Consider the following 17,272-nt stretch of genomic DNA (forward strand, 5'->3'; position numbering starts at 1 on the left):
TGATTCACCAAGGTCTTCCAGCTCGCGTCAGCGTGCGGCGCGAGCTCCCAAGGCTGCCGCGATCAGCACCGTGATCCCCTCGGCGATCGCCGTCCCGCCGAGCGCGTGCGCCGCCGACAACGTGGTGGTTCCGGCCAAGCCCAGGAACACCGTCCCGAACACCGCGATCCCGACCACGACCCCGAGCTGCACATTGGTCACCAGAATCCCGCTGGCATCGGCGGCCAACTCCATCGGCACCTTGGCCAGCGTCCGCGTCATCAGCGGACTGAACGCCAGCCCGTTACCGACACCCATGAGCCCGAACAGCATCCAGCCCACCGGACCGAAATCCGACCCGTCCCGCAGCAGCATCCCCAACGTCACCATCGACGCCGCGGCCAGCACCAGTCCGCCGGGAATCATCGACGCGTGGAACCGCGCCGGGATCCGGTCCCACCGCAGACTCGCCACCGCGAAGGTCAACCCCATCGGAATGAACAACAGCCCCGCGTGCAGCGCGCTGTATCCGAGCGTGCTCTGCAGGTGGATCGCCATCACGAACATCCAGCCACCGAACGTCGCCATGATCACGAACAACGTTGCGGCCGTGAGCAACAGCCCCGGCGCCCGCAACGCCCGCTGCGCGAACAGCGGAGCCCCGCCGCGCGCCGCGACCCATCGCTCGATCAGCACGAATCCGGCGAACCCGAACACGCTGGCGCCCAGCAGAATCCACGACCACAGCGGCCAATCCTGTTCGTGACCCAGCACCAGCGGCAGCACCAGCAGCAGCACCGACGCCGTCAGCGTCACCAGGCCGGGCACGTCGACCTTGCGCTGGAAACGCGGCCCACCGGCGGGCAGGACGCGCGGCGCGAGCACCAGCAGGGCCACACCGATCGGGACGTTCACCAGAAACACTCCGCGCCAGCTGGTTTCGAACAGGTCCAGGTTCACGATCAGCCCGCCGAGCACCTGCCCGGCCACCACACCGCCGGAGATGATCGCCGAGTACATGCTCAGTGCCTTGGTCCGGGCGTTGCCGGTGAATTCGCGCTGAATCAACGTCATCACCTGCGGCACCATGGCCGCCGCACCCACGCCCTGTACGAACCGAAACACGATGAGCGAGGTCTCGTTCCAGGCCAGACCGCAGGCCAGCGAGGCAATCGTGAACAGGATGAGCCCGGCGATGAACGCCCGGCGTTGCGAGAACCGGTCACCGAGGCGCGCGCCGGTCACCAGCAGCACGGCATAGGCGATGACATACCCGGCCACGATCAACTGCAACGCGGAACCGCTGGTGTTCAGATCGCTGCGAATGGAAGGAATCGCGACATTGACGATGGACGAGTCGAGCACCGCCATGAACTGACCGGTGAGGATGACGGCGAGAATGGCGAAGGTGCGCCGGGGATCCAGCGCGGGCGCTGCCGCCGGGGCTGGCAGCGGCGGGGTCTGCGCCGGCAAAGTCTGTGTCATGTATTGAATGGTGCGCCGGTCTCGACACCAGTAACAGGAGCCCAGTAAAACTAGTACTGGCAGCACCTGGATAACGCCCCGGGTTCGGGCGAGTGTTCCGGCGGCGCGGGCACTCTCAGGACTCGCGGGCTGCGATCGCAGCCTGAATTCGTCGTAGCGTGCGCAGGCCCTTCTTCGCGGCGACGTTGACCATGCCGTCGAAAACCGTTGAACCCCGGTCGTGGGCCATCAGCCGTTCCAGGGTCGGTACGGCACGATCGTCGCCGGTCGAACCGAGCGCGACAGCCGCCCAGTAGCGCTGGTCGGCGTCGGCGCTGTCGGCGGCCTCGCACAGCCGCGGGATGATGTCCGGAGTGAAGGTGGACAACGCGCTGGCGATATAGCCGATGCGGTAATACCGGCGGTTCTCGAATTCGTCCCACAGTGCGGCCAGGGCCGCGTCCCCGCCGATCATGCCCAGTGCCTCGGCGGCCCGCTCGCGCATTCCCGCGATCGGGTCCCCCAACAGGGGAGTAAGCGCCGGCACGACCGATTCGTCACCGAGCTCGCCCAGCGCGATCACCGCCTGTTCGCGAGCCATCTCCTGCGAGTGATCCAGCATCGCGACCAGGCCGGGAACCGCGTCACGGAAGCCGAGCTCCGCGCAGCCCATCGCCGCCCACGCCTGGCAGTTGTACCGAGTGTCGGCGAGTGCGGCGAGCAGCGGTGCCCGCAACGTGTCGTCGCCGAAGACGTCGGCCCGGTTCAACGCCCGGCTGTACAGCGCCCGGTGGTAGTCGGGGTAGTCGCGGACCAGCGCGCGCAGTGCTTCCTTGGCGGCTGTGTCGCCGTCCTCGGCCTGCGCGAGCAGGCGCCGCAGGTTCTCCTCGCGGGTCGCGAGATCGCCGTCTTTGAGGAGTCGCGCATCAGCTGGGTTCACCGCACAACGGTACCTGGCGGTGATCTTGTACCCCGCCCGCGTGAACGGGCGAGAGATTCACTCGTTGACCCAGCGCCACTGGATAGCCGACCAGGGCTGCGCTCGTGGCAGCAGTTCGTCTACCGCGGCGACGACGCCCGGCCATGCGGAGGGAATGTAGTCGTCACCCGACAACCAGCCCCCAGGCCGGATTTTCGGCTGCCAGGCCGCGATGTCGGCCTTCACGCTGTCGTAGTCGTGCCGGGCGTCGATGTGCACCCACGTCAACGAGGCATCGGCGAACAAGGCCGCGGTGGACTCGGAATCGCCGACCACGATCAGGACCTGGTCGGCGAAGCCGCACGCGATGAGGTTGCGATGGAGCAGCCCGGCGAAGGTGCCGCCGCCGGCGGAAACCGCGGGGCCGTGCGCGTTGACGCCACGCTCGCCCTCCGGTCCACTACCGCGACAAGTGTCGACGCCCACGACAGTGCAGGTTTTACCGCTGTCGGCAACGACTTCCGCCAGGGAGCACAGGCTGCGGCCGAGATAGTTGCCGACTTCGACGAAAGTACTCCCCGCGGGAAAATGTGCGACCGCTTCTTCCTGAGCATCTCGCCAGGTGAACCAGCCGGGTATGTCCTGCCAACGCTGTACGGGGACATCGGTTTCGGGTTCGCCCGGATTCGACAGCATGTCCCGACGTTACGGCATGTCGCCGTCCCTCCGCCGGGTCAGTGCAGGGACTTCAGCACCGCACGGTCGAAGGCGATCGTCTCGTCGAGACGGCCCTGCAGCGCCTTGGTGACCCAGTCGGGATTGGCCAGCAGCGCCCGGCCGACGGCGACGAAGTCGAACTCGTCGCGTTCGAGGCGATCGAGCAACTGATCGATGCTCGCCACACCGGCCTGCTTCTGCCAGCCGGCGGCGCCGACGAACTCCTGGTCCAGCCCGACCGAGCCGACGGTCACCGTCGCCTTGCCGGTGAGTTTCTTGACCCAACCGGCCAAATTGAGGTCGCTGCCGTCGAATTCGGGCAGCCAGTACCGGCGGGTGGAGGCGTGGAAGGCGTCGACGCCCGCCTCGACCAGCGGTGTCAGGATCTGATCCAGCTCACCCGCGCTGTCCGCGATCTTGGCCTGGTAGTTGCCCGACTTCCACTGGGAGAGGCGGAAGAAGACGGGGAAACCGGGGGACACGGCGGCCCGCACGGCCTCCACGATCTCCACGGCGAACCGCGCCCTCGACGCGGGGTCGCCGCCGTAGCCATCGGTGCGCTGGTTGGTGCCGCTCCAGAGGAAGCTGTCGATCAAATAGCCGTGTGCGCCATGCAGTTCGACACCGTCGAAGCCGAGGCGCTCCGCGGCGGCCGCCGCTTCGGCGAACGCGGCGACCGTGTCGTCGATATCGCGCTGCGTCATGGCTTTTCCGGTCGGTTCGCCGCTCAGCCCGACCGCGGACGGGCTTTCGGCGGGCGGCTCGGTTGCGGTGCGCGCCACGCCCGTGTGCCACAGCTGCGGAATGATCCGGCCGCCGGCGAGGTGGACCTGCTCGGCCACCTGCGCCCAACCGGCTAGGGCCTGCTCACCGTAGAAGAGCGGCACGTTGTCGTAAGCCCCGGCCGCGGCCCGGTTGATGTAGGTGCCCTCGGTGACGATGAGACCCACGTTGTTGGCTGCCCGGCGGGCGTAGTACTCGGCGACGTTGGGCCCCGGAACGCCCTCCGGCGACATATTGCGAGTCATCGGCGCCATCACGACCCGGTTCGAAACGGTCAGATCGCCGACCGTGAACGGCCGATCCAGCAACCGCCGGATCCGGGTGGTGTCTACTACCGAGGTCATAGGGTCTCCAAAGTCGGCGCCGAGCCGATAGTCGGCCGGGTGTGCGGAAATGCAGGTTACGCGCGGTGCTCGTGCCTTGAAATAGTTGAGCAACTCAAGCGACTCCCCGACAGTACAACCGCAAGTGCTTGAATTTGTCAACCATTCGGCTGACCGGCACGAGCCAGAGAAGCTTGAGTTCTTCAAGTATTCGGCCTACCGTTGCACTGTGCCGCACTCCTCGCCCTCGGCCTCACCGACCGCCACCGACGTCATGGCGACCCTCGCGGAGTTCTGCCGCGTCTACCAACAGGACTTCCTGGCCGCGGCCCAGCGCTTGGACCTGACCTTCAGCCAAGCCAAGCTCGTCTGCCTGCTCGCCGAACCGCGGCCGATGCGCGATCTGGCCGAAGACCTGTCCTGTGACGCATCGAATATCACCCTGCTCATCGACCGGCTGGAGCAACGTGGACTCGTAGAGCGCCACATCGACCAGGCCGACCGCCGGGTGAAAAAGGTCGTCGCCACCACCGAGGGCACCGCCATCGCCCAGCAGCTGCGCGACCAGATGCACGGCGTCCGTGCGGCACTGGAATCCTTGAGCCCGGCGCGCCGGCGCAGCCTGCAGGGCATCCTCGAACAGCTGCATGCGCATCTGATGAGCAGTCCGAACTAACGGCCCCCGCACCAGTGTCGTTGTGCTCTTGCTCCGACCGCGTCTGTCGTGGGTCCGTAATACGGTGCAGCAGTGGCAGATATCTATGAGTTCCTGATGTCCATCGACCTCCGCGCCGACCTATCTAGCGAGGACGTCGCAGAGCTGCGCTGGCAAATAGGACAAGGTGAACCACCCCGCTGATGAGCGTCGCCTCTCCCGTGGGTACGTCGGTGTCATCGAAGAGGAGGACGGGGAGCTCGCCTTCACCGAGCCGCAACCGCTTCTCGACCAAACCGGACCGGCGTGGAAGATCGAAGGAACTCTCCGCGCGAGCCTCGAGCAGACCTCGACCGGCTGGCATCTCGAAGCACGGCAAGAGATTCATCCTGAAGACTTCGAACAGTTGGAACCACTGCTGACCTGGCTGTATCAACACGTGGATCTCGGCATGGTTGCACCAGATGGTTCCGTCGAGCTTGCACGACTCCGATGGTACGAAGACGCCGATTTCCGACCGCTTGTCGTGCGAGACGACACTATCTTCTGGCCGTGAAAGTTGGCCTGTGCCAGTCAAATTGGCCGGATGAACCCCCCTGATGGTCCATCACTCTACTCGGACGCGAACGAACTACATTGCGTCAATGCGCGGCTCACCGAACTCCAGCCTGTGATGGCCGCATACACCTGACTGCGCTCCGCCACAGACGACCTGGTCGCGGCCCGTGAATTAGCCACGGAGGACGCATCATTCGCCATCGAGATCGGGGATGATTGGCAGTCCCAGTACGTGCCGAAAATCGGCGCTGCGCGCGGCGCGGAGAGGCTACAGTTGGGTGCATTCTTCCCGGCTTCTGTTGCCCGGAGCGAGATTTGGGCTTGGCGCCAGGGAAATGCGGCGCGCAATGACACCGCCCGGGGCGGATGGCGACGATGTGCCTGATTCGATATCGCTGGAGGTCGACATGGAGTACTTCGAGGTCCCGCGTCCGCGCACCGGCCCTGATGGAATTTGTTCAGATAACGCGTGTCCGTGCGGATTTCCCGGTACCCCGATCCCGCGGGGCTCGGGGTACATGTATGTCGATAAGGCCGTGGTCGAATTTCGCCGCGACGCCCGCACGACGAGTGAGGCGGCGCAGAAGGCCGCCCGGATCCGGGAGCAGCGGGATGGGCTCGTCGCGTTCGGGCAGGACGTCACCACTCCCACCTTGATGTGTGAGCAGGGCGCCCGGCAACGGGGCCTCGATTTGGCGGTGGCCGCGGCAGATGCCGCGCATTGGTGGGAAACAGGATCGGTGCCGCTGCGAGCCACGCCGTCGGCGCGCAGACCGTGGTGGCGGTTCGGCCGGTAATGGAATCATTGCCGCAAGGCCTCGCGAAGCGCGACCGAACCCCGGAAAAGGTGCCCGTGCATGCCGATCGCCTCGGCGGCCGCGACGTTTTCCTGGCGATCGTCGACGAAGAGGATTTGGTCCGGGGTGCGGGCGAGGGAGTCTGTGCACCAAAGATAGGCCGCCGGATCGGGTTTGGTGTGGCCGATTCGGCAGGAGAAGGCGCGGATTCGGAAGAGTTGGAGCCAGCTGTGCTGTCGTTCGTAGTGTGCCGCTAGATCTTCGGGGATGTTCGAGAGCAGGGCGATGGGGCGACCGGCGGCGGTGAGGTCTTCAAGCAACTCGACCATGGCATCGTCGACTTCGCTCCAACTGAAGAGGTCGGCTTCGATGAGGTCGGCGGTCTGGCGGGGATCGAAGGTGGTGCTCAGGGTGCCGGCGACGCGTTGCCAGTAGGAGGAGCCGGTGATTTCGCCACGATCGTAGGGCGGGCGGTGGGCCCAGTAGGTGGGCCAGAACTCGGAGGGGTGTACCCGCCCGGCGGCTTCGAGGAGTCGGTGTTTGCCTGCTTCGGATTGGTCGCGGGCGATTACGCCGAACAGGTCGAAGAGCACTACTTGCGGGATGGTCACCAGTTCACACCTTCCGTACCGTGACACCAGCTGCGGCAAGGGCTTCCGTCGCTGCCTCCGGTGCGTCCTCGTCCGTGACGACAGCGTGCAGCGCGGTGGCGGGGGCGACGAAAGCCAAGGCGGTTCGCGAGAACTTGGCGCCCTCGGCGACCGCGATGACGCGGCGGGCCGAAGCGATGGCCGCACGCTTGACCGCGGCGTCACCCAGGTCGTGGGCGGTCATCCCGTCGCCCGCGGAAAGTCCGCAGCATCCGAGCACGGCGGTGTCGAAGCGTAGAGCGGCCAGTGACGCCTCGGTCAGTGGGCCGGTCAAGGCGAGTTCGGCGGGGCGCGGCTGGCCTCCGGGAACCAGCAGCGTTACCTGGGAAGCCCCGGTCAGCGCGTTTACGGCGTGCAGGGACAGCGGCATGACGGTGAGTCGGCGGTCGGTGAGCGCGCGGGCTACTTCCAGGCAGGTGGTGCCGCTGTCCAGAACGACGGACTCACCGTCGGAGATCAGCGCGGCGACTTCGGCGGCGATCCGTCGTTTCGACTCGATGCCTTCGCGGACGCGGAGGCCGAAAGGTGGTTCCTCGCCGCGCAACAGCAGGCTGCGGGCGCCGCCGCGAAAGCGTTCGAGGACGCCCTGCTCGGCCAGTGCCTCCAGGTCGCGGCGAACGGTCATCTCCGAGGCGCCGGTGATTTCGGCTAGGTCCGCGACGCCCAATCGACCCGCCTCGCGGACGGCTTCGGTGATCTGCCTGAGTCGGTCTGCGCTCGCCATGCCTCCATCTAACATTATCTGTGTTCGAAGAACAACCTTTCAAACATTGAATCTGTTGTTTATGTTCGTATCTATGCTTCGAGACACGGCCGCTCGGTCGGCCACCTTCGCGTACTTCGGGCTCAACGGCTTCCTCATGGGGATGTGGATCGTGCACATTCCGGCGGTTACGCACCAGGCCGGGGTCAGTCATGCCGTGCTCGGGTATTTACTGCTGATGCTCGGCGCGGGCGCCTTTGCCGGGATGCAGGTGATCGGTCCGCTGACCGACCGGTTCGGGGCGCGCACAGTCGTTCCGGTCAGCGCGGCATTATTCAGCGCGTCCCTGATCCTGCCCGGACTGGCAACCGACGCTTGGACTTTGGGCGCGGCTCTGCTGTTGCTCGGCTGCGGCAACGGCGCGTTGGATGTCAGCATGAATGTGCATGCCGTGCAGGTGGAACGGGCTTATGGCCGGCCGGACATGTCCGCGTTCCACGCGGCCTTTTCCATCGGTGGTGTTCTGGCCGCGCTGGTCGGCGCGGTGACGCTGAGCCTGGAGTGGAGTCCGGCGTTCAGTCTCGGCCTGGCGGCGATCTTCGGGCTGGTGGTGTCGGTTGCGGCCGCTCCCGTGCTGCTCGAGCCGGAACCGAAGACGGCGACCGACACCGAGACGGCTGCCGCGCCCACTCCGCGCCGCATCTGGATCCTGGCGGCGCTCGCCTTGATGCTCATGCTGTGTGAAGGCGTCGCGAACGATTGGAGTGCGCTGCATCTGCGGGACGTTCTGGACGCCGCACCCGCCACCGCCGCCTTCGCCTACGGCGCGTTCGCGACGGCGATGACCATCGGACGCTTCCTCGCGGATCGGTTCTCCGCAAGGTTCGGGGCGATGGCGATCCTGCGCTACGGCGCGGCGGTGGCCGGGATCGGGCTGGCGACGGCGGCGCTGTCGCCGTGGATTCCGCTGGCGCTGATCGGCTGGACGATCGCGGGGATCGGCCTCTCCGGTTGCGTGCCCCAGTTGTTCAGCGCGGCAGGACATTTCGACCGCGCCGCCGCCGGAGCCAACGTTGCCCGGGTCGCCGGGATCGGCTATCTGGGGGTGCTGGCGGGTCCCGCCATCATCGGGCCCATGACGCACTTCGTGCCGTTGAACACCGTACTTCTGCTACCGGTGGCGTTCTGTGTGATCGCCGCGGGCACGGCAGGCGTGCTGCGGGAAACGAAGGAGGTTCAGTCGGTAGGGAATCGGTAGACCATCGCGCTGACACCGGCGATTGCCGCGGCACCCAGACCGAGGCACATCACGATATTGCCGACCACGGTTCCCGGATCGCCCGAGGTCAAGTTCTGGGTCAGGTCTTCGCCGAGTATGCCGCCGACCAGGATCCAGGCCGCGACCAGCGGCGCGAAAATCGGCGACCACCAGCGCCTGCCGAAGGCGACCAGTGCCGCGCACACCGCGATCACGATGATTCCGGGCGGAAACAGAGGAAATTTCGACGGATCCACGATCCATTGAATGAGGAGTCCCAGAATTCCGACGCCCAATCCGTAGAGGGCGAACTTGGTGGACTTCGGTAGCGCGCGCATGCGGGTGTTCATGGTCAGGCCCTTTCGCGTACGGCGGCGATGCCACAGAAGATCGTCGCGGCAAAACTGATCGTCTGCAGCCAAGCCGCCAGGAACTCGACGGTCTTGGCAGGCGTGACGAGCCGGTTCGGGAAGTCGGCGTCGGCGAATCCGCCGACCAGGAACAAAGCCGCCATCGCCACCGCGAACAGCGGGACATACCGCCACCGAACCGTCGCCACCAACACCGCGAAGGCCAGATAGATCAGCGGACCGGGTCCGTCGTAACCCGCTAGGATACTGCGGGATTCGACAATCTCCGGACCGGCGTCGCCTATCGCGGCGAGGACGAGCGCTACGCAGGTCGCGGTCCGCCAGGGGCGTTGCCGCTGTGCCGTTGTGATCATAGGACCAGCCTCGCGCAGCCGGCACCGCCGCCACATCCGTCGCGCAACGGACCGGGACCATACGCCTCGGCGCGTAATCAACGCGCCGAATCGTCATGCGCAGCAGGACATTCCCCGGTTGCGTGCCGAACGCCGGTCTACTTCGCCGGCAGGCGGGCGCGGGCACTGTCGACGAAATCGGCAGCTGCCGCGCCATAGGCATAGGTCGCGGCCTCGAGCGCGCCGATCGCCGCGGCGAGTGGGTCTGGATTGGTTGCCCGATGCAGCGTGGCCCAGGCCCAATAGTTTTCGCGGCCGCCGATCGACGACTTACGCGCGCGCAGCTCGGCCTCCGGCGTCAGTGCGCGGTCTGCCATGCTCGCCGCCACCTCGGGATCGTCGTGCAGGTGCACATGTTCGACTGCTCGGCGCGCGGCCCACCACGCTATTTCCCGCTGCTGCTCGGCGGAGATGTCGTCCAGGATGTCGGTGTCCGGGCCCAGTGGTCCGTGCCCGAACCGCGCCCGCGACCCGTCGGACTGCCGTGGCACCGGGTAGAGCTCGCCTAGCAGCGGTATCACGGCGAATCCGATCCGGGCGGTTTCCATGCGTGCGAGGTCCGCTTCGGTGAATCCGCAGCCGGTGAAACGTTCAACGGCGACAAGCCCTTTGGCTATGTGGTCTCGGTAGTCGGCGAAATCCAGGTCGCGCAGCAGGGGTTCCAGAACAGGATCGGTCTGTGCCGTACCGAGCTCGACAGCGGCGAGGACGCGGCCGTCGGTGGCGAACGAGAGTCGAGTGTGTCCGTTGACGTTCCAATACAGCGATGCGGCACGCGTACCCCGGGACAGCGCTCGCAACTCCGGGCCTAGGCTGCCCTGATATCCGTTGTACTCGACCGCGATCACCGCCCCCGGGACGCCCACCACCGCAACCCACGGGTCATTTGCGCGGTCCGCGAACACGTCCATCGGCTCGGGGTGCGCGGGGTTCGCACCGAAAGCTTCGAGCACGGCGCTCGCGTCCGCGCCGGCGACGACCGTAATCGTGGCCGCGTCTGCGAGCGCCGAATTCCGGATCCAGCGATATGCGTCCTCCGGCTTGACGACTCGGGGCGGTTCGGGTTCCCCGCGTAAACGGTGACCGAGACGATCGGTGTGTTTGTGTACGACGGTGTCGGTGCTCGGTGACTTCCATACGATCAGCTGGTAGGTCTCCCGGGTACCGGCGTCGTCGCGGTTCGTGGCGTGGACCCGGACGCGGTAGTTACCCGGCCACGGAGGTGTCTGTTCGGTCAGTGACGCGTGCCGATGCCACGTTGTGGGTTCCGGCGCGCCCAGCACCGACGCGAGGCCTCGGTTCGCGGTCCACCCGACCTCCACCACCTCATCCCAGGCGACCGTATCGACTTCGGCCGGGGGGTTTTCGAGCACATGGACCACTATGTGGACCGCGGCATCGGCGGACCCTGTCCGCACCGCTATGCCACCCGGGACAACCGCGACCAGACCGTTCTCGCTGAAATCGACGGTCTCGGGAAACTCCGCCTCGGTCAGCGCGAACCGATGATCCCTGGCTACCACCGATCCCGCCGAGCGCAGCGGGTAGAGATAGTCCGCACGGATCCGAGCGAGCTGCGCGTCGGCGTACTCGGGCGGCATCGGAGCGGCACGCAGCAGTGGCCCGGCCGCGACCAGGGCAGCGCCGATCACCGCCGCCGGATCGTCTCCCTCGCCGAGACTGCGCAGCACGATTGCCGCGGCCGCGACGCACATCGCCAGATAGGCCCTGCCGTGTGCCGCGGCGACCCCGGTCTCGTCGAGGGCAGCCGGCGATTCACGCAGCAGGGCAACGACGGCAGGCTTTTCGCTCAGACGGGCGGCGAACGCGGCGACGAGGGCCAATGCGCCCGGGCGGAACGCTTCGAGTTTATCGATGGCCCTTCTTGTGTCACCGGTTCCGGACACGGTCCCGTACATCACCATCGCGTCAGGTCGCTGTGGCAACAGCGCTGAAAGGCTCGCTACCGGAGGCACAGTCAGTTCGCCGACCCACAGTTCGAGAGCTCCGAGCAGCCGCTCCGGCAGCTGCGGCCCGAAGCGATCCAATTCCGAATGCAGCCCGGAGCCGGAGGCGTGAAAGTCGTCCTCCGCGCCGGGTAATCCCGTGCGGCCCAACGCTGCCGCGGGTGACAGCGGAATACGAGTCGCAGCCGATCGCATCATCTCGATCACTGTCGAAACGAGCTCGTCGGCGACCTCATCCGGAATATTCACTACGCCCCCACCTCGTTTGCTCGGACCGCTCGAACTCTACCTGCGAGTTCGCGGGGGAGGCGACGAGCTTGCCTTTGCTGTCCCAGGTTCGGGCCGTCTCGCGTCTGTGTTTGCCACGGTGGCGTGCTGACGGCGGAGGCATTGCCCGGATGGTGAACGTTGGTTCCCGACACCAGTAACAGGAGCTCGGTAAAACTAGTATTGGCAATACCTGGATAAGCCGGTGACTTTCGGCGACTATCGGAGCGTGACGACAGTGACGGACGCGCGAGCCCTGGGCAAGGCACAGCGAAACGAGTTGGGCGCCTTCCTGAAATCCCGCCGCGCCCGGATCACCCCGGAGGACGTCGGTCTGCCACCCGGTCCGCGCAGGCGCACCCCCGGGCTGCGCCGCGAGGAGGTCGCTCAACTCTCCGGAGTCGGTGTCACCTGGTACACCTGGCTGGAGCAGGGCCGCGAAATCAATGTCAGCGTGCAGGTTCTCGACGCGGTCTCCCGCACCCTGGGCCTGGACGCCGCCGAACGGTCCCATGTCTATCGCCTCGCTGGTGTCCCCACGGTGCCGAGCCCGCACACCGGCACCGGTCTCCCGGAAGAACTCCAGGTCATCCTCGACCATTTGGCACCGTTGCCCGCGGTGCTGCTCAGCGCCCGCTACGATATCCTGGCGCACAACGACTCCTACGAGTCGTTGTGCCCTGTCCGCGCCCTCGGTGATCAGGTGCTGGATGTCAATATCGCCAGGCGCGTCTTCCTCACCCCGCAATGCTGCAACGCCTACCACCACAGCTGGGACGATCTGCGCCGCATGGTCGCCTACCTGCGCGGCGCCTATGCCAAGAACCTCGACGACCCGACCTGGCAGTCCTTCATCGACGAACTGTGCACCGAGAGCGAGCATTTCGCGACCCTGTGGGCCCGCAACGATGTCGCGGTCCCGATCAGCCGCGTGAAAACCGTCCGGAATCTGGCCGTCGGCGACCTCGACATGTTCGTGACATCGATGTCCCTGCCGGCCGTCCCCGGATCCTGGGTGCAGATCTACACCCCGACCGACGAATCAGCGTGGACGAAACTGCGCACGCTGCTCGCGATGGCGGAGGAAGACCGCCGCGAACCCTGGCTGGAACACCGCCGCGTCAACCACCCCGACCTTCTCGCCGGTTGACGCAGTGGGCTACAAGTTTGATGAATCGCGGCGCTCGAGCCGTTCGGCATCGGATTGCGTTCGCGGCGTATCGGGTCGAATTCCGGTCTAGTTGCTGTAGTCATGACCGAGCCCCTCGATCCTCAACAATTGCTGGGCGCGGGCTCCCCCCGAAAGCGCGCGTCGATCCAGTTGACCGCCGCCGGTGCGCCGAGCACGGCAGTGCTCATGTGGTCGGGACTGGGGAACAGGTCCGAGAGCACCGTCACTCCTGCCGTGCAGTAGCGTCGCATGGTGTTGTCGATGGAATCGACCGGAATCAGCATGTCCTGCGGGGAATGCCATTCATACACCGGCGCCATCGGAGTCTCGTCGAACAGTTCGAGGCTGTTCTCTTCCACGACCCGCCGCGCGTCCGGATCGTTGATCAGCGACGTCGATGTGGCGACGTCGCTGACACTGCGACCGGCGCCGGCCAGCAAAACTTCGTTGGTGCAACCGTTGGCGATCTCGGCGCGCATCGCGAGCCCGGCGGCGTTCATATGTGCACTGATCGGCAGACGCTGCGGGTATTCGCGTTCGAGGCCGACCGCGGCTGCCAGCGCCAGCCCGAAGGCAGGGTGCCGCTGGAGGCCAAGCGCTTCGATCATCTTCACCAGGTTCATCGGTACCCCACCCTGGGCTGCCCCGACCAGACGCAGTTCCGGGGCGTACTCGCGCTGCAGTGCAGCCGCCCACCCGGTGGCCATTCCGCCGCCGGAATAGCCCAGCATCGCGACGGGACTGCTCTCCAGCCCGAGTTCGGAGACGCGCTGCGCGGCGCGAATACCGTCGAGGGTGATCAGGCCGCCGAGCCGGGCGGCGCCGTAGGCGGCGTTCGGGCCGAGATGATCAGGCAGCGCGATCGACCAGCCCCGTAGCAGGATGGCGTTGAGTAGGGGCGCTTCCTTGACGAAGAGATTCGGGTCCTGGGTGTAGAGCACGTGGGAGACAGCGCATTTGACGCCCAGGCCATTGATGATGTGCTGATAGGACAGCAGCGGCGCACCCGGTCGATGGTTGAACGGGGTCAATACCGTCGTCGTGGCGGCGATCGGCGCACCGGCGGAGTCGGTCGACCTGAACTTGATCATGGTGACGCGCGCGCCGGGGAAGTACAGGAGCGGCGGCATCTGGCGCGTCGCCAGCACGTCACCAGGCGCCGCGGACTCGAGGTCGCTCGGCGCGGAATAGAACGGATCGGGATCCGGTATCGGATAGAGCGGCTCGGCCGCGGCGGTAGCGGAGGTCAGTATCAGCGCGGCGACAGTGCCGACCGCGGCGAGGAAGTTGAATGAGCGGACCGAGACCGGGTGGCCAACGACGAACATGCGCATGACAGGCGACCCCTCCAGAACAAGCATGGTTGCTACTGATTTGCCGATCATTATCCCGCGGCTCCGTCGCGGTCCGCGAAGAACACGCCGGTGCCTCACAAAGGGAATTACAGCACTGCGTTTCCGCAGCTGGACGAACGGTTCCCGACAGGGCGAAGTCTTCGATCGCACCCCCCGAAATGCAGGCCTACGATGGATTTGTCGTTCGTTGCTGCCATCGAGATGCAACCGTGCATCACGGCGAAAGGTACTCGAATGCGATTCCAACGCTCTGCAACAGTTTTGCTCGGTGCGACTCTCACCCTTCCTTTGCTGGTGGGTTTCCCCGCCACCGCCACGGCCGATCCGGTCGTCGGCGGTTGCTACGGCGGCCAGCTCACCACCACCAACGTCCCAGGTAGTGGCAGTGGCGGGATGGACACGAACGTGACCGGCGGACTCACCGACTGTGGCAGCCCGCAGCTCCCCGAGGTCGATGGCGGCATGCTGAATATCAGCTATCCGTTCAACATCGTCACCGGCAGCAATTCCGGCACCGGCGCGGGCGGCAACCCGGCCGGCGGGACCATCGTTTGGTCCGACGGATCGGTCAGCGTCGTGTCGGGCAACTGGGTGACCTCACCTGTAGGCCAGAACGCAGTCAGCACGCTCGGCGTCCTCAGCGGCCCCGGTGCCGGTCAGCAAATAGTGTTCGGCACTCGCCAGATCGCCAACTCCGGATCAGTGGGCGGCGGCAGCGGCGGAGCCGGCTCGGTGATGGTCATCGACGCACTTTTCCACTGACCGCAGCGCATTACTGGACACTGCGTGCGCGTCCAGAACTGCGATCGCCGCCCGGATCGTCACCTGCGCCTAATGCGGGTCCCGGAAAAATTCGATAATACAAGCGCAGCTCGTCGACAGCCTTTCGGCACGAATGGAGTCTCGATGGGTAGACACGACGCACCAGGGGCGAATCCAGTCGAGCCGGTGCCCAAGCCGGAGGCCAGTAACCGATGGTCTCGCGGTAAGAAGGTCGGTGCAGTGCTGGGAGGGATTGCCCTGGCAACTGTTACCGCGGTGGTGACCACTTATGCGGCGCGCTTAATTAGTGGTATCGAAGAAAGGGTCACAGATCCGGTAGAAGTTGCCGTCGAAGATCTGTCCATGGATCGATGCCCCTCAACCTTCATGTTGCCGGGCAAACCGCAGGACTATCCACCGGTGCCCAGCCAAGAGCAAACGCTTGACTGGGCACGTGGCAACGGCGCTATCGAGGGGCTGCGGAACTTGGTGCGAGTCACGATAACGGGTAGCCGGGCCGATCAGCCGGTTGTTCTCGACAGACTCAGGATCGAGGTGCTTCGCAGGGAGTCGCCGGTTGCGGGCTTCGTGACAGGCTCGCAATGCGGCGGTCCGCTCGACAGGAGATATTTCCAAGCCGACATCGATCAAGCTCCAGTCGTCCTCGAGAGCGAACCTGCGAAAGCTGGCCTGAATCCGGAGCAAGCAAAAGACTTTCCGTATTTCGTCAGTGGATCGGAGGTCGAGCAGTTCTACCTGAGGCTGACCGCAGAAACGTGCAATTGTGATTGGAGGGCTGTGCTGGAGTGGACTTCGGGAGCACGCGAAGGCGAAATCGTCATCGATAATGATGGTAAGCCATTTCGAATCCACGGTACGCAGGGTTACCCTAGGTATCAATTCGGGAATGGTCCGAGCAATTTGGTTCGCGTCAACTAGATAGCGTCAGACATCGGTTCTGCCACGAGCCTCCCGCAGCGAACGAAGCTTGCCGCGGGCAATGCCGCCGACTGAAATCTCACCGCCTGAGGGATCGAGAGCGGCGACCTGCTCGCAGAGCTCGATGGCTTCGACGACCTGTCCGCACTTGGCGAGTTCGTCGGCCAGGGCGAGCATGGCGCCAGCGTTACCTCGGTTGGCCAATTGGCGGAACGCGGCAATGGCTGCTTCCCGTTGACCGAGATCCCGCAACACCACACCGAGGTTCTCCAGCGCCAACCAGGCGAACTCCGGGTGCCCGGTGTCCAAGGTCCGACGCAGCATCGACGCTGCCTCCTGCAGGCGACCACTTTCCTTCAGATGCGTCCCGAAGTTGAACATGGCCATCGGAACGAAATCGGGATGACCGCTGGCGATCACCTCACGCAGTGCAGCTTCGGATTCCGCGAAGTGCTTGCCCAGCAAGCTGGCCAGGTTCGTCAGTGCTGCGTGACGGATCGCCTCGTGGTCGTTGCGAGCGGCGGCTCGGTACGCGATCGCCGCCTCATCCATCCGTCCGAACTGCTTGCGCAGGACGTTGCCCCACCCCATCGCGGCAACGCCGGCAACCTGTGCATTGGGAGCCTCCATCGCGAACAGGAAAAACTCCTCCGCTTCGCCGGGCCTGCCCATATCGGCAAGGAGCTGCGCCAAATTCGCTGCTGCGGACGGAGACTGCTCAGGATCGCCGCTTTTTACGACGGCCCGGAACGCCTGCTCGGCTTCGTCGAACCGTCCGAACTCGGTCAAGATGAGGCCGAGGTCTCGGCGTGCTGCATGAGCGTTGGGATGGTCGCTCTCGGCCACGAACCGGCACACCGGCTCCGCCTCGGCGAGTCGTCCGTCCGCGATGAGCAGCCCCGCAAGGTCGACCGCCGCAGCGATCCGCTTTCGGCGCCACCGGCCGTTCATTGCTGCTCGAAGAGCTGCCTCCGTATGATCCATCGCAGCTGCGCTCCCCTCGGATCGATGCCAGTTCGACGCTACCGTGGGTCCAGCGCACACGAGGCACCACTGTTCAAAGAACCACCCGAAAATCCAACCCGGACATGGCTAGCTGCTCCGCCTGAACCCGCAGGCATGTGCGGATGTCCTGAGCCACAACGGCTCTGGCCCGCCGGCCGACTCCGTATGGCCTCTTCGCTCAGCGCGCGCAGCGGCAGAATAGTGCGTTCACTTGTGAGAGAGTGGCTGCCATGGCAG

The 17,272-nt window shown here is 65.6% G+C and carries 18 protein-coding genes; 7 read left to right on the forward strand and 11 right to left on the reverse strand.

Annotated features, from left to right (window positions below; translation table 11 throughout):
• Positions 1-27 precede the first annotated feature (27 nt).
• The 4 genes from IBX22_RS27670 to IBX22_RS27685 all read right to left on the reverse strand — a co-directional run bounded on the left by IBX22_RS27670 (position 28) and on the right by IBX22_RS27685 (position 4,206).
• Complete coding sequence (locus tag IBX22_RS27670) at positions 28-1,464, reverse strand: MFS transporter (RefSeq protein ID WP_194818616.1); 1,437 nt, start codon at positions 1,462-1,464, stop codon at positions 28-30.
• A 115-nt stretch (positions 1,465-1,579) separates the two neighbouring features.
• Positions 1,580-2,383: a HEAT repeat domain-containing protein gene (locus IBX22_RS27675; RefSeq protein WP_194818617.1), complete on the reverse strand. Its 804-nt coding sequence runs from the start codon at positions 2,381-2,383 to the stop codon at positions 1,580-1,582.
• 57 nt (positions 2,384-2,440) lie between these two features.
• Positions 2,441-3,058, reverse strand: a complete 618-nt coding sequence (locus tag IBX22_RS27680) for a class I SAM-dependent methyltransferase (protein WP_194818618.1) — start codon at positions 3,056-3,058, stop codon at positions 2,441-2,443.
• Positions 3,059-3,096: 38 nt separating this feature from the next.
• On the reverse strand, positions 3,097-4,206 hold the full coding sequence (locus IBX22_RS27685; protein WP_194818619.1) for an NADH:flavin oxidoreductase: 1,110 nt from the start codon (positions 4,204-4,206) through the stop codon (positions 3,097-3,099).
• Positions 4,207-4,414: 208 nt separating this feature from the next.
• Here IBX22_RS27685 and IBX22_RS37645 point away from each other — a divergent pair, with 208 nt between their 5' ends.
• The 3 genes from IBX22_RS37645 to IBX22_RS27700 all read left to right on the forward strand — a co-directional run bounded on the left by IBX22_RS37645 (position 4,415) and on the right by IBX22_RS27700 (position 6,195).
• Positions 4,415-4,861, forward strand: coding sequence for a MarR family winged helix-turn-helix transcriptional regulator (locus tag IBX22_RS37645; protein WP_194818620.1), 447 nt, complete (start codon positions 4,415-4,417; stop codon positions 4,859-4,861).
• Positions 4,862-5,027: 166 nt separating this feature from the next.
• Positions 5,028-5,396: a hypothetical protein gene (locus IBX22_RS27695; RefSeq protein ID WP_194818621.1), complete on the forward strand. Its 369-nt coding sequence runs from the start codon at positions 5,028-5,030 to the stop codon at positions 5,394-5,396.
• Between the two features lie 520 nt (positions 5,397-5,916).
• A complete protein-coding gene (locus IBX22_RS27700) occupies positions 5,917-6,195 on the forward strand; it encodes a hypothetical protein (protein ID WP_194818622.1) in 279 nt (92 codons plus the stop codon).
• A 5-nt stretch (positions 6,196-6,200) separates the two neighbouring features.
• Here the strand turns inward: IBX22_RS27700 and IBX22_RS27705 are convergent, their stop codons facing one another.
• Together IBX22_RS27705 and IBX22_RS27710 are read right to left on the reverse strand one after the other, a co-directional pair.
• Entirely contained in the window at positions 6,201-6,806 is a 606-nt protein-coding gene (locus IBX22_RS27705; protein ID WP_309234815.1) for an HAD family phosphatase, read from the reverse strand.
• A gap of 4 nt (positions 6,807-6,810) precedes the next feature.
• Positions 6,811-7,569 carry a DeoR/GlpR family DNA-binding transcription regulator gene (locus IBX22_RS27710; protein ID WP_194818623.1) on the reverse strand — a complete coding sequence of 253 codons (759 nt, stop codon included), beginning with the start codon at positions 7,567-7,569 and terminating at the stop codon, positions 6,811-6,813.
• Between the two features lie 73 nt (positions 7,570-7,642).
• On the opposite strand from IBX22_RS27710, the gene IBX22_RS27715 reads away from it, so the two are divergent.
• On the forward strand, positions 7,643-8,806 hold the full coding sequence (locus tag IBX22_RS27715) for an MFS transporter (protein ID WP_228539494.1): 1,164 nt from the start codon (positions 7,643-7,645) through the stop codon (positions 8,804-8,806).
• On the opposite strand, the gene IBX22_RS27720 is transcribed toward IBX22_RS27715, so the two are convergent.
• The 3 genes from IBX22_RS27720 to IBX22_RS27730 form a co-directional block, all read right to left on the reverse strand.
• The gene (locus IBX22_RS27720) at positions 8,785-9,156 is read right to left on the reverse strand and encodes a hypothetical protein (RefSeq protein WP_194818625.1); all 372 of its coding nucleotides are present in this window, start codon (positions 9,154-9,156) and stop codon (positions 8,785-8,787) included. The two genes, IBX22_RS27715 and IBX22_RS27720, sit on opposite strands and share 22 nt — an antisense overlap.
• A gap of 2 nt (positions 9,157-9,158) precedes the next feature.
• A complete protein-coding gene (locus tag IBX22_RS27725) occupies positions 9,159-9,530 on the reverse strand; it encodes a hypothetical protein (protein WP_194818626.1) in 372 nt (123 codons plus the stop codon).
• Positions 9,531-9,667: 137 nt separating this feature from the next.
• The gene (locus IBX22_RS27730) at positions 9,668-11,785 is read right to left on the reverse strand and encodes a DUF6461 domain-containing protein (protein WP_194818627.1); all 2,118 of its coding nucleotides are present in this window, start codon (positions 11,783-11,785) and stop codon (positions 9,668-9,670) included.
• A 247-nt stretch (positions 11,786-12,032) separates the two neighbouring features.
• On the opposite strand from IBX22_RS27730, the gene IBX22_RS27735 reads away from it, so the two are divergent.
• Positions 12,033-12,953: a helix-turn-helix transcriptional regulator gene (locus IBX22_RS27735; protein WP_194818628.1), complete on the forward strand. Its 921-nt coding sequence runs from the start codon at positions 12,033-12,035 to the stop codon at positions 12,951-12,953.
• Between the two features lie 122 nt (positions 12,954-13,075).
• On the opposite strand, the gene IBX22_RS27740 is transcribed toward IBX22_RS27735, so the two are convergent.
• A complete protein-coding gene (locus IBX22_RS27740; protein ID WP_194818922.1) occupies positions 13,076-14,302 on the reverse strand; it encodes a lipase family protein in 1,227 nt (408 codons plus the stop codon).
• 261 nt (positions 14,303-14,563) lie between these two features.
• Between IBX22_RS27740 and IBX22_RS27745 the strand changes: the two genes are divergently transcribed.
• Positions 14,564-15,091, forward strand: coding sequence for a hypothetical protein (locus tag IBX22_RS27745; RefSeq protein WP_194818629.1), 528 nt, complete (start codon positions 14,564-14,566; stop codon positions 15,089-15,091).
• A 186-nt stretch (positions 15,092-15,277) separates the two neighbouring features.
• A complete protein-coding gene (locus IBX22_RS27750) occupies positions 15,278-16,030 on the forward strand; it encodes a hypothetical protein (RefSeq protein WP_194818630.1) in 753 nt (250 codons plus the stop codon).
• A gap of 6 nt (positions 16,031-16,036) precedes the next feature.
• Here the strand turns inward: IBX22_RS27750 and IBX22_RS27755 are convergent, their stop codons facing one another.
• Positions 16,037-17,014 (reverse strand): lipopolysaccharide assembly protein LapB, encoded by a 978-nt coding sequence (locus tag IBX22_RS27755; protein WP_194818631.1) that lies wholly within the window; start codon positions 17,012-17,014, stop codon positions 16,037-16,039.
• Positions 17,015-17,272: the final 258 nt, after the last annotated feature.

The sequence above is a fragment of the Nocardia sp. XZ_19_385 genome, assembly GCF_015355755.1.
In the GTDB taxonomy this organism is placed as follows: Bacteria; Actinomycetota; Actinomycetes; order Mycobacteriales; family Mycobacteriaceae; genus Nocardia.